This is a genomic window from Sorangium sp. So ce448, from assembly GCF_051520915.1.
In the GTDB taxonomy this organism is placed as follows: domain Bacteria; phylum Myxococcota_A; class Polyangia; order Polyangiales; family Polyangiaceae; genus Sorangium; species Sorangium cellulosum_B.
This window is the reverse complement of the sequence record NZ_CP150343.1, coordinates 1,403,931-1,416,390: the sequence shown is the minus strand read 5'-3', so window position 1 is coordinate 1,416,390 and position 12,460 is coordinate 1,403,931. Positions and strand designations below refer to the sequence as shown.

The following is a 12,460-nucleotide window of genomic DNA, read 5'->3' as shown; positions in this document are numbered from 1 at the left end:
CGCGCGTGGAGATCCTCAACGACACCGGCCTCAAGCTCGGATGGCTCGCGGGCCGGGTGCGGCCGCCCGCGCACAGCCTGACGGTGATCGTCAAAGGCACCTTCACGCTGGCGCCGAACGCGCCCGCCGCGCTCGCCGCGCCGGACGATCGCCTCCTGCTCGAGAGCGACCGCCACCTCGACGACTCCCCTGGAAAGAGCCTCGTCTACGCCTCCGACTTCGCCTACTTCAAGCCGCGCGCCGACGTGCTCCTGGTCGGCACCTGCCGCACGCCCCGCGGCGAGGCGCAGCCGATCGCGTACGCCGCGCTCGAGGTCGGCCGCCTGCGCAAGCGGATCGCGGTGATCGGCGACCGGTTCTGGGAAGGCGAGATCGCGACCGAGCCGCGGCCGTTCCGCGCGATGCCGCTCCGGTACGAGCTGAGCTTCGGCGGCGAGGGCTCCGCGAAGAACCCGCTCGGGCGCGGGCGCGGCAAGGTCAAGACCGCCGCGGGCGTCGAGCGCTGGCCGCTGCCCAACCTGGAGCTTCCGGGCAGCCTGATCACCTCGCCGCGGCAGACCCCGGATCCCGCGGGCTTCGGCCCGATCGCCAGGACGTGGGCGCAGCGCGCCGCCGGCGCCGGCACCTACGACGATCGCTGGCTGAACGAGCGCTGGCCGGGCCTCCCCGAGGACTTCGACTGGGGCTATTTCAACGCCGCCCCGCCCGATCAGCAGATCGCGGGCTACCTGCGCGGCGACGAGGCGATCGCGCTCGAGAACCTCCACCCCGAGCTCCCGCGCTACGAGTCGCGGCTGCCCGGCCTGCGCGCGCGCTGCTTCGTCGAGGCCGCGGCGCGCGGCAAGGCCGAGGTCCGCGAGGTGCAGCTCCACCTGGACACGCTCTGGATCGACGCGGACGCGGGCCGGATCGCGCTCGTCTGGCGCGGCCTCACGCCGATCGCGTCGCGCGACCACGAGGAGCTCCGGCGGATCCTGCTGGCGACCGAGCCGCTCGCGGAGGCGCCGCTCCCGGCCGCGCGCTACCGCGAGCCCGCGTGGTGGCAGCGCCCGGCGGCCCCCGAGATCGCGGCAAAGCCGAGCGCGGCGAAGGCGCCCGGGGGCGAGCAGGGCAAGCCTGGCGAGGTCGACCCCGAGATCGCCGCCGGGCTCGAGCAGGCGCGCGCGATGCTCGAGAAATCGGGGGTCCCGCGCGACGTGATCGAGCGGCTGCGCGGCGTCACCTCGCCCGACGCGTTCCTCGCGATCGTGGTCGGGGAGCTGCGGCACGACCCCGAGGCCGCGGCGCGCCTCGAGCGCGACTCGCGCGAGCGGACGCGGCGCTTGCTGATCGAGCACGGCCACGATCCCGCGCTGCTCGACGAGCCGGCGCCGCCCGAGGACCCGTCCGCGGCGCCGGCGCTCACGCGCGAGGAGGTGGCCGCGCGCGCGAAGGCCGGCGGGAGCTTCGCGCGCGCGAAGCTCGCGGGCCTCGATCTGTCGGAGCTCGATCTGCGCGGGCTCGTCTTCACGCGCGCGGATCTCACGCGCGCGCGCCTCCGGGAAGCGCGGCTCGACGGCGCCGATCTGACCGGCGCCCGCCTCGAGCGGGCGGATCTCACGCGCGCGTCGCTCGGGCGCGCCGTCGCCGTCGAGGCCGAGCTCTACGGCGCCGACCTGACGGGCGCGGATCTCTCCGCGGCGAACCTCTCGGGGGCCGGCCTCCGCGGCGCGGCGCTCCCGGACGCCAGGCTCGACGAGGCCGATCTCACGGGCGCGACGCTCGCGCAGGCCAACCTCGAGCGCGCGTCGCTCCGCGCGGCCGAGCTCGGCGGCGCGAACCTCGCGGAGGTCCGGGCGCGCGGGGCGAACGCCGCGGGGGCACGCCTCCACGGCGCGACGCTCACCGCCGCCGACCTGCGCGGCGCCTCGCTCGACGGGGCGGATCTCACGGGCTGCGCGCTGGATCGCGCGCAGCTCGGCGGCGCGTCGCTCCGCGAGGCCTCGCTCTACGGCGCCTCGGGCGAGCGCGTCTCCATGGCGGAGGCCGATCTCACGGGCGCGCGCGCGGTCGACGGCGCGTCGCTCTGGCGCCTCGATCTCCGCGCGGCGAGGGCCGACGGGTCCAGCTGGACCGGCGCGTCGCTGCGCGAGGCCGATCTGCGCGGCGCGAGCCTGATCCGCGCCGATCTGTCGGGCGCCGATCTGTCGGGCGCGAACCTGCACCGCGCCGTCCTCAAGAACGCCAACCTGAGCAAGGCGAAGCTCGACTCGGCGCTGCTCACCGCGGTCAACCTGTTCCAGGGCACGCTGGAGCAGGCCGACCTGACCCGGGCCGACGTCCGGGACGCGAACCTGTACGGGTGCGAGCTGCTCGACGCGATCTTCGCCGGGACGCGGCTCGAGGGCGCGAACCTCAAGGCGACCAAGCTCGCCAAGCGGGGGGCGGGATGACCGCGGGCGTCACCGGCAAGGACGTGGCGGGCCTGCTCGAGCGCCTGCGCGCGAGCCCGGCGTCCGATCCGCCGGTGTTGCCGGAGCTCGATCTCGCCGGCGCCGATCTGCGCGGCGCGCCCCTCGAGAAGGTGGTGCTCCACCGCGTTCGCCTCGCCGGCGCGGATCTCTCGGGGGCGCGGCTCGCAGGGGCGATGTTCATCTCGTGCGACCTCCACGGCGCGAAGCTCGCGGGCGCCGATCTCGCGGGCGCGGTCTTCAGCTCGCTCGACGTGGCGGTGGATCGCGAGGCCGTCGTGGAGATCCCGCTCGACGCCGCCGCGCTGTCGCGCGAGCAGACCGACGCGCTCGCCGGCGCGGGCGTGCGAGGCCTGCAGCGCCGGCTCCTCGACCTGGGGGGCGCCGATCTCACGGGCGCGAGGCTCCAGGGGGCCGTCCTCGAGGGGGTCGATCTCGCCGGGGCGAGGCTCGCGGGCGCCGATCTCACCGGGGCGATCCTCGAGCGCTGCACGCTCACCGGGGCGTCGCTCGAGGGAGCGCGGCTCGACAGGGCGTCCGTCAACGACGGCAAGCTCGCCCGCGCCGATTTCTCGGGCGCGCACCTCGCGGAGACCGCCCTCTCGGGCTGCGACCTCTCCGCGGCGCGCCTCGACCGCGCGACCCTCCGCGCGGCGCGGATCGAGCGCTGCGACCTCGAGGGCGCGTCGTTCGACGGGGCGCACCTCGACGGCGCGGCCCTCGTCGAGGTCACCCCGGCGGCGCCGCCGCTCGCGGGCGCGCGGGTCGACCGCCTCCGGCTCGCGGGCATGTCGCTCTCCGCGCTGGGCGCGCTCGCGGGCGATCACGGCGGCGGCCGGCTCGCGCGCTGCGACCTCCGCGGCATGGATCTCACCGGCGGCAGCTTCGTCCGCGCCGAGCTCGCGGGGAGCGATCTCGGGGGCGCGAAGCTCGCGGGCGTCGATCTCACCGGCGCCGATCTCCGCGGGTGCGAGCTCGGCGGCGCCGATCTCCGGCGGGCGCGGCTGGCCAGGGCCTCGCTGTCGGGGGCGAAGCTCTCGCGCGCCAGGCTCGACGGCGCGATCCTGGACGGGGCCGACCTCTCCGGCGCGATCCTCGCCGGCGCCGAGCTGCGCGGGATCTCGGCGGAGGGCGTCGATCTCACGAAGGCCGACCTGACGGGCGCGGTCCTGGACCGCACGGCGCTCGCCGACGGGACGCTCATCGGCGCGAAGCTCTCGCGCGCGAGCCTCGCGGGCGCGGCGCTCGATCGGTGCGACGCGAGCGGCGCCGACCTCGAAGGCGCGAGCCTCGCCGGGGCCCAGCTGCGGGCGAGCAGGCTCGCGGGAGCGCGGCTCGCGGGCGCCGATCTCCGGCGGGCCAGGTTCACGGGCGTCGACCTCTCCGGCGCCGATCTCTCGAAGATCAGGCTCCAGAGCAACGCCTTCGTGCGCTGCCGCCTCGCGGGCGCCGACCTCCGCGGCGTCGACCTGTCGGGGGCCGATCTCACCGACGCCGATCTCTCCGGCGCCAACCTCACGGGCGCGCGGCTCGGCGGCGCCACGCTGACCCGCGCGGACGCCAGCGGCGCGGCGCTGCGCCGCGCGGTGATGAGCGGCGCCGGCGCCGAGGCAACGAACTTCAGCGGGAGCCAGCTGCAGCAGGCCGACCTGCGCGAGGCGAACCTCCGCATGGCGTACCTCGAGGGGGCGGCGCTCGGCGGCGCGAACCTGACCCAGGCCGATCTGCGCGAGGCCATCCTCGTGCGCGTGGAGGCCCCGCGCGCGCTCTTCCGCGAGGCTCGGCTGGGCTACGCCGATCTCTCGCACGCGCGGCTCGCGGGCGCGGACTTCACGCAGGCCGACGTGGAGGGCGCCAACCTGCACCGGATCGACGATGCCGGCGCGATCTGGGCGCTCGCGAACCGCGAGCGGGCCCGGGGCACCGATCCGGATCTGGCGGCTGCCGAGGACTGGCAGCCGCCCGGCGCGTAGTCACCCGAGGCGGAGGGACGATGTCGAAGCTTGCCGTATCCAGCGTGAGCCCCAGGGAAGCGACAACGAGCTACGTGCGGCGCGCCGCGGTGGTCGAGGTCGAGAGCGAGCGACGATGCGTCGTGCGCGTCGAGCACGAGGGCCGCGCCCTCGATCTGGGTGCGGTGGTGGCGATCTCGCCGGCGCCGCGGCTCGAGGTCGGTGGTCATGTGCTGGTGACCGGAGAGGACCTCGATCGCTGCTACGTCGTCGGCGTGCTCGGCGACGAGGCGGTCCCTGCGTCGGAGCGGCGGCTCACCACGCGGTCCGGCGCCTCGGCGGCCGTGTCCACCGACGGCGAGCGCGAGCGCATCGAGGTGCGCGACCCGGCCGGGCGGCTGGTCTTCGAGTATCGCCCCGATCTGGGCCGCGGCCTGCTCTCCGTACCTGCGGGCGATCTCGCGCTCTCCGCGCCGCAGGGGAACATCGATCTCGTCGCCGGGGGTGCGATCCGATGCCGCGGCGCGGCCGGGGTGGCGCTCGAGGCCGGCGACGGCGAGGCGGGCGCCCGGCCGTCGCTCACGCTGGGGCGGACCGAGGCGCGCCTCGGCGCCCGCACGCTGAAGCTCGTCGGCGAGCGGGCCGAGGTGCTCTTCGCGGAGGCGAGCTATCGAGGCGTCCAGCTGTCGGCGGCGGTCGAGCAGGTCAAGGTGGTGGCGGACCGGATGGAGACGGTCGCGGTCCACGTCCTCCAGCGGCTCAAGCGCTCCTTCCGCCGCGTGGAGGACCTCGACGAGCTCCTGGCCGGACGCGTGCGCACGCGCGCCTCCGGCGCCTACTCGGTCAAGGCGGGTCACACCTCGATCGAGGCCGAGGACGACGTGAAGATCGACGGCAAGCGCATCCACCTCGGATGAGCGGAGGAGGGCCGATGTTTCCCATGGCGACGAAGCAGGGAGGGACCTGCGAAGCCTTCCCGGACACGTGCAAGACCCCGGCGCCGCCGGCCCCGCCCGTGCCGGTGCCTTACCCGAACACCGCGCAGCTCGTGCAGGCCAATCCGGGGACCTGCGCGAAGAAGGTGAAGGTGTTGAACCAGCCGGTGGTCACCAGGCAGACGGTGATCCCGATGAGCGCCGGCGACGAGGCCGGCGCGGCGGGCGGCGTGGTTTCCGGCATGATCAAGGGCCCCGTGCAGTTCAAGCAGGGGTCGGCCAAGGTCAAGGTGGAGGGGCAGCCGGTCGTCTTCCAGACGTGCATGACCGCGCACAACGGGACGAACGCCAACATGCCCGCCGGCGTGCACTCGTCTCCATCGCAGACGAAGGTGTCTGTCGCGATGTAGGCTGGAGCGGGTCCCCTGGGCCGCCTCGCGCTCGGCTCCCTCCCCGGGCGGCGCACAGGCACGCTCGATCGTCGATGAACCTGGCGCGGCCGACGCACGGCGGCGCAGCACGGGCGCGGGGCGCGTTGCTCGGCCTCGCCGCCGCAAGTACATTCGGTGACCCATGGACGTCACGACGCTGGTGCGGGGCGACGCCATCTCGGTGGTCGACTACCGGTGCCGCTCCGGACCTGGGGACGCCCCGTTCGCCGAGCTCCACCGCGGCTTCTCCGTCTCCTACGTGCGCAAGGGCAGCTTCTGTTACCGCGTCCGGGGGGAGGCGTTCGAGCTCGTGGCCGGGTCGCTCCTGGTCGGCCACCCCGGCGACGAGTACACGTGCTCGCACGAGCACGTCGTCGGCGATGAGTGCCTGTCGTTCCAGCTCGCGCCGGCGCTCGTCGAGGCCCTCGGCGACGGCGCCGGCGCGTTCCGGGCCGGCGGCCTGCCGCCGGTGCCCGAGCTGATGGTGCTCGGCGAGCTGGCGCAGGCGGCCGCCGAGGGCAGGAGCGACCTCGGCGTCGACGAGGTGGGGGTGCTCCTCGCCGCCCGCTTCGTCGAGGTCGCCTCCGGCCGGAAGCGAAGTCCGCCGGACACCGGGGTGCGCGACCGCCGCCGCGCCGTCGAGGCGGCGCTCTGGCTGGACGAGCACGCGCACGAGCCGATCGACCTCGAGGGCGCGGCGCGGGAGGCCGGGCTCAGCCCGTTCCACTTCCTGCGGGTCTTCGGGAAGGTCGTCGGCGTGACCCCGCACCAGTACCTGGTCCGCGCCCGCCTGCGCCGCGCGGCGCGCCTCCTCGCCGACGGCGCCCGGTCGATCACCGACATCGCGCTCGACGTCGGGTTCGGCGACCTCTCCAACTTCGTCCGCACCTTCCACCGCGCGGCCGGCGTCTCGCCCCGCGGCTTCCGGAAGGCGGCGCGGGGGGATCGCAAGATCTTCCAAGATCGCCTCGCCGCGCGCTCCTAGGATGGCCGCCGGACGCGGGCGCCTGCCTCCCCGCGAGGACCCCATGACAGCAACGGCACACGGCTTCCTCCTGTTCGATACGGCGATCGGCCGCTGCGGCATCGCGTGGGGCGAGCGCGGCGTCGCCGCCTTGCAGCTCCCCGAGGCGCGTGAGCCCGAGACGCGGTCGCGCCTGCTCCAGCGCCTGCCGGGCGCCCGGGCGGCGGCGCCGCCGCCCGAGGTGCAGCGCGCGGTCGACGCGATCGTCGCGCTCCTGCGCGGCGAGGCGAGCGACCTGTCCGCCGTCGCGCTCGACATGGATCGGGTGCCGCCGTTCCACCGCCGCGTCTACGAGGTCGCGCGCACCATCCCGCCGGGCGCCACGCTGACCTACGGCGAGGTCGCGGCGCGCCTCGGGGCGGTCGGCTCGGCGCGCGCCGTGGGGCAGGCGCTCGGGCGGAACCCGTTCGCGATCATCGTCCCGTGCCACCGCGTGCTCGCGGCCGGCGGCAAGGCCGGCGGCTTCTCCGCGAACGGCGGCGTCACGACGAAGCTCCGCCTCCTCGCGATCGAGGGCGGCCAGGCGCGCGGCGCCCCGAAGGCCGCGCCCGGCGGCGACTTCGGCTTCGATCCGGGCGCCGCCGTCGAGCACCTGCGCGCGTCCGACGCGGCGCTCGCGCGCGTCATCGACGCGGTCGGGCCGTTCGCCATGCGGGTCGACAGGACGTCGAGCCTCTTCCTCGCGCTCGCGGAGTCGATCGTCTACCAGCAGCTCACCGGCAAGGCCGCCGCGACCATCTTCGCGCGCGTGCGCGCGCTCTTCCCGCGAGCGCACGAGGGCCCCACGCCCGCGCAGCTCCTGCGCGCCTCCGACGAGAAGCTCCGCGGCGCCGGCCTCTCGCAGGCGAAGCTCCTCGCGCTGCGCGACCTCGCGCGGAAGACGGAGGACGGCGAGCTCCCCACGCTCGCCGAGGTCCACGGCCTGGAGGACGAGGCGATCATCGAGCGCCTCACGCGGGTGCGCGGCATCGGCCGGTGGACGGTGGAGATGCTCCTCATGTTCCGCCTCGGCCGCCCGGACGTGCTGCCCGTGGACGACTACGGCGTCCGCAAGGGCTTCGCGATCGCGTTCAAGCGGCCCGAGCCGCCGGCGCGCGCGGACCTCGAGAAGCGCGGCGCGCGGTGGAAGCCGTACCGCACGGTGGCGAGCTGGTACCTCTGGCGCGCTGTCGATCTGGCGCGGGGCGGCTGACGCCTCGCCCCCGCGGCGGCGCCGGGGCTGCCCAGCGGGGCGCCTCCTCCGGCGCGGTCGCCGTCGCCCGGGCGAGCAGCCTTCGCGGCGCGTCCCTCGGTCGGGCTCGCCATTGCGGCGCGGCCCTCGGTCGGGCTCGCCGTCGCGCTGGCCGGCGTCGAGGCCCGGGGCTAAGTTCTCGCCGGCCCGAGAGCGCCGCGTGGAGCGCCGCACGACGCTGGACAAGGTTGCCGTCGCGGATGGCAACGAGAAGAGCACGAGAGGAGCACGACAGTCATGCTGAAGAACCTCGAAGGGCAGCGCGTTCCGGAGGTCACGTTTCGTACGCGTGTCGACGGTCAGTGGAAGGACGTGACAACCAAGGACGTGTTCGCCGGCAAGAAGGTGGTTGTGTTCGCGCTGCCGGGCGCCTTCACGCCGACCTGCTCGAGCAGCCACGTGCCGCGCTACAACGAGCTCGCGGAGGAGTTCGAGCGGCGCGGGGTGGACACGATCGCGTGTGTGTCCGTGAACGACGCGTTCGTGATGGATGAGTGGTGCAAGGCGCAGGAGGCGGACAAGGTCCAGTTCCTGCCCGACGGGAACGGGGAGTTCTCCGAGAAGATGGGCATGCTCGTCGACAAGGCGAACCTCGGCTTCGGCAAGCGCTCGTGGCGCTATTCGATGCTTGTCGACGACGGCGTGATCAAGAAGATGTTCATCGAGCCCGAGGTGGAGGGCGATCCCTTCGATGTGTCGGACGCGGACACGATGCTGAAGTACCTGGATCCGTCGTCGAAGGCGCCGCACGACGTGCTGCTGTTCACGAAGCCGGGCTGTGGCTACTGCACCAAGGCGAAGCGGCTCCTCGACGCGCGGAAGATCCCTTACGAGGAGGTGGCGTCCTCGCCTCGCCGCCTGCGCGCGGTGAGCGGCAAGGGCACGACCCCGCAGGTCTTCATCGACGGCAAGCACATCGGCGGCGCCGACGAGCTCGAAGCCTACCTCGCGAAGGCCTGATTCACGAAGGCGGCCCGGGCGCCCCCGGCGACGGGGGCGCCTACGCGCCGCCCTCCGGGTCCGACGGCTCGGCGCGGAAATGGGTCACCGCGGGCGCCGAGGCCGGCGACACCGCCGGCGCCGAGGCCGGCACCTCGACGGGGGCGACGGCCGAGCTGCGGCGCGCCGCGGCGGCGCACCTGTCGCTGTTCATGGCGAACTGCCCGATGCTGCTCCATAACCTGTCGAACTCGGCCTGATCGAAGGTCGACCGGGACTGGAACAGGTCGTATCCGCCGTATTTCGGGTCCGCTCCGTCGCCGTCCTCCGGGGCGATGAACCGATAATGGCCCATCACGTCGGCGTGGTCGGCGTCGACAAGGAAGCTGCGCTTCGTGTCCGGATAGACCATCGATACGCAGTTGACGATCCCGTCGTTCATCTCCGGCGTGAGCGGCTCTGTCTGGGTCGGGTTCTCGAACCGTGGCACGGAGCAGGGCGGCCCGAGGGCCTCGACCACCTTCGGCTCCTTGATGTTGGCCGTGATGCCGTGAAAGATGCCAAAGGCGCCCAGGAACGGGCCGCCGGGATCACGCTTTGCCCGGGTGACGATCGACCGGAGCGCGATGCCCCGCTGCTCGTAATACGCGCTCAGCTCCTCCTCGAGCTCCGCCCCGAGGAGGCTGGCTTTCCTTGTCCGCTTCGCGCTCTTGACGGAGGCCGCGAGCTCGCGCGGCCAGGCGCCGATACCGCGCGCGGACAGACCCTGCTTGGACCAGCGCTCCTCGCGCGGCGGCCGGCCTGAAAGCGGCAGGGGATCGAGATCCTCGAAGGCCTCGGTGTCCTCGGCGACGTGCAGCAGCCAGCGGAGCACGTTGAAGTACTCGCCGCGCGCCTCGGCCCTGGCGAGGTCGTCGCACGGCAGCGCGTGGAAGCGCTCGATCGTGTCGAGGGCGGCGCGGACGATGCCGTCCGATTGGCCGAACAGCTGCAAGAGCGTCTTCGCGCGGCGGGCCGCGGAGCTCGCGTCCTTCGGGCCAGCCAGGCGGAGCCACCAGTGGAGGGCCCCGGCCAGGCCTGTGAGGAGGGGCTGCCTCCGGTGGAGGACGTGGGCGAGGTTCGTCCCGCGGTGCGGCGTCGAGAGGAACTGGATCGAGCAGATGCTCTCGAGGATGATCTCCACCGGGACGCCGTAGACCGACCCTTTCTGCTCGGTCTCGGCCAGGAGCAGGAGCATCAGCGTCTTGATGTCCCGCCCGCCGGTCGAGTGGCCCACGAGGTGGACGCAGTCCCGCTGGCCGCGGCCCGCGCCCCCGTAGAACACCCCCTGCCTGAACCGATCCGCGAGCCAGCGGAGGAGCGCGTGCGCGCGGGTGTCCACGCTCGCCGTGGGAAGGTTCGCGAAGCAATGCACCGAGAGCGGGCCTTGATACGGCCCCGTATCGGTGTTTCGGAGGATCTCCGTGACACCGCTGTAATAGACGATCGAACCCAGGATATCGAACCCCGCGAAACCCGGCACGAGCACGAGGTGGCTTCTCGGTGAACTCATGGCTTTTCCCTCCCACATGAAACGGCCGCGCGCATCACTTCTTCCGGCGATGGCTCACTCGGCGGGATACATCTCGTCGATGGTCCCGCGGAAGCGCTGCTCGATCACGTTGCGCTTCATCTTCAGCGTCGGCGTCATCTCGCCGTCCTGCACCGAGAACTCGCGGCCGAGGACAGTGAACCGCTTGATCTGCTCGAAGCTGGCGAGCTCCGCGTTCAGGGCGTCGACGTGCACCTTCACCTGGCTTACCACCTCGGCGCTCGTGATCGCGGCGTCGCTGCTCAGGGCGCCCCGATCCTTCAGCTCGGCGAGCTTGCCCTCGGTCAGCGTGATCAGCGCCGAGAGGTACTTGCGGCCGTCGCCCACCATGCACACCTGGCTGATGATCTCCGCCGCCTTGAGCCTCTCCTCGATCGGGAGCGGCGCGATCATCTTGCCGCCCGAGGTCTTGAGGATCTCCTTCTTGCGGCCCCGGATCTTGAGCTGTCCGCGGTCGTTCCACTCGCCGAGATCGCCCGTGTGCAGCCAGCCGTCCTCGAGCGCGGCCTCCGTCGCCGCCTTGTCCTTGTAATAACCCACGAACACGTGCCGGCCGCGGGTCAGGATCTCGCCGTCCTCGGCCAGCTTGAACTCGACGCCCGGCACGGGCTTGCCCACGGTGCCCGCGCTCTCGATGCCCGGCTCGGTCATGCAGATGACGCCTGTCGACTCGGTCTGGCCGAAGTCCTCGAGGATCTCGAGGTTCAGCGCGCGGAACCACGTCGAGATGTGCGGCGCGAGCGCCGCCGCGCCCGAGGCGAGCACCTCGGCCTTGCCCAGGCCGAGCGCCGCGCGCACCTTGCCCAGCACGAGCTTGTCGGCGAGCTTGAGCTGCAAGGCGTCGAGCGCGCTCGGCGCGCGCTGCGCGTACTTCGCCTGGGCCACGCGGGCTCCCACGGCGAGCGCCCACTCGGCCAGCTTCTTCTTGGCGCCCTTGCCGCCGCGCACCTTCGCCATCACGCCTTCCATCATCTTCTCCCAGAGCCGCGGCACGCAGAGCAGCAGCGTGGGCTGCACCTCGGGGAGCTCGCTCGAGACGTTCTCGAACTTCGAGCAGAAGTGGACGGTGTAGCGCTGGGTAAGGCCCGCCCCGACGCACTGCAGCTTCTCGGCGATGTGACAGAGCGGGAGGAACGAGAACATCGTGCCGCGCGCGAACGGCAGGTTCCAGTACTTCACGGCCATGTCGGCCGTGTAAGCCAGGTTGTCGTGCGAGAGCATGGCCCCCTTGGGGTTGCCCGTCGTGCCCGAGGTGTAGATCAGGAACGCGCCGGCCCTGGGGTCGATCTTCGCCAGGTAGTCGGCGAACGTCTTCGCGCCCGGCTGCCCCGCGAGCGCGCGGCCCTCGGCCAGGGCCTGCTCGTACGAGATCGCCTTGGGAGAGATCGATGTGTCACCATCGAAGACGAGGATCCAACTCACGCTGTCAGGGACGGAATACTCGCCCTTCTCTCCGGAGATCTTGTGAAAGTACTCCTTGTTTTGCACCGAGAGCAGCGTCGCCTCGGTGTGGTTCAGGATGTACTGGATGTCTTTCGCGGTGGAGTTCGGGTAGAGGCCCGCCGACTTGCCCCCGACGAGCAGCGCCGCCAGGTCGACGTGGACCCACTGCGGGCAGTTGTACGAGAGGATCGCGCCGACCTGGCTCGCGTCGAAGCCCCTGGACTCCAGGAACAGCGCGAGGTGGTGAACCCGGTCACGGTAGTCGCGCGCGGTCAGCGTCTTCCACTCGCCTTGAGATTTGAAGCGCTGGGCCGGCGCGTCAGGAGATTCGTTAGCCCACTGTTCCAGACGGTGGAGGACGGTGCTCATGGCATCTCCTGCGGCTCAAGGCCTCGAGGGTCGCGGGGTGGCCAGGATGCGGGAGCCGCCGGGGCATTGTCAATCAGCGTCGAGGAGCCCCTCGA

Annotated in this window: 9 protein-coding genes; 7 read left to right on the top strand and 2 right to left on the bottom strand. The window is 73.0% G+C overall.

Going from position 1 to position 12,460, the window contains the following annotated elements; translation table 11 throughout:
• The first annotated feature begins 5 nt into the window (after window positions 1–5).
• The 7 genes from WMF45_RS05175 (at window position 6) to WMF45_RS05145 (ending at window position 8,983) form a co-directional block, all read left to right on the top strand.
• Window positions 6–2,432 (top strand): DUF2169 family type VI secretion system accessory protein, encoded by a 2,427-nt coding sequence (locus WMF45_RS05175; RefSeq protein WP_437715848.1) that lies wholly within the window; start codon window positions 6–8, stop codon window positions 2,430–2,432.
• Window positions 2,429–4,423, top strand: a complete 1,995-nt coding sequence (locus tag WMF45_RS05170; RefSeq protein ID WP_437715847.1) for a pentapeptide repeat-containing protein — start codon at window positions 2,429–2,431, stop codon at window positions 4,421–4,423. Before WMF45_RS05175 ends, WMF45_RS05170 begins: the two co-directional genes overlap by 4 nt.
• 20 nt (window positions 4,424–4,443) lie before the next feature.
• Window positions 4,444–5,319, top strand: a complete 876-nt coding sequence (locus WMF45_RS05165) for a DUF3540 domain-containing protein (RefSeq protein ID WP_437715846.1) — start codon at window positions 4,444–4,446, stop codon at window positions 5,317–5,319.
• A gap of 14 nt (window positions 5,320–5,333) precedes the next feature.
• Entirely contained in the window at window positions 5,334–5,747 is a 414-nt protein-coding gene (locus tag WMF45_RS05160) for a PAAR-like domain-containing protein (RefSeq protein ID WP_437715845.1), read from the top strand.
• Window positions 5,748–5,910: 163 nt separating this feature from the next.
• Complete coding sequence (locus WMF45_RS05155; RefSeq protein WP_437715844.1) at window positions 5,911–6,753, top strand: helix-turn-helix transcriptional regulator; 843 nt, start codon at window positions 5,911–5,913, stop codon at window positions 6,751–6,753.
• A 43-nt stretch (window positions 6,754–6,796) separates the two neighbouring features.
• Entirely contained in the window at window positions 6,797–7,984 is a 1,188-nt protein-coding gene (locus WMF45_RS05150; RefSeq protein WP_437715843.1) for a methylated-DNA--[protein]-cysteine S-methyltransferase, read from the top strand.
• Window positions 7,985–8,260: 276 nt separating this feature from the next.
• A complete protein-coding gene (locus tag WMF45_RS05145) occupies window positions 8,261–8,983 on the top strand; it encodes a glutathione peroxidase (RefSeq protein ID WP_437715842.1) in 723 nt (240 codons plus the stop codon).
• A gap of 40 nt (window positions 8,984–9,023) precedes the next feature.
• Here the strand turns inward: WMF45_RS05145 and WMF45_RS05140 are convergent, their stop codons facing one another.
• Window positions 9,024–10,514 (bottom strand): hypothetical protein, encoded by a 1,491-nt coding sequence (locus WMF45_RS05140; protein WP_437715841.1) that lies wholly within the window; start codon window positions 10,512–10,514, stop codon window positions 9,024–9,026.
• A 54-nt stretch (window positions 10,515–10,568) separates the two neighbouring features.
• Window positions 10,569–12,365: an AMP-dependent synthetase/ligase gene (locus WMF45_RS05135; RefSeq protein WP_437715840.1), complete on the bottom strand. Its 1,797-nt coding sequence runs from the start codon at window positions 12,363–12,365 to the stop codon at window positions 10,569–10,571.
• Window positions 12,366–12,460 lie beyond the last annotated feature (95 nt).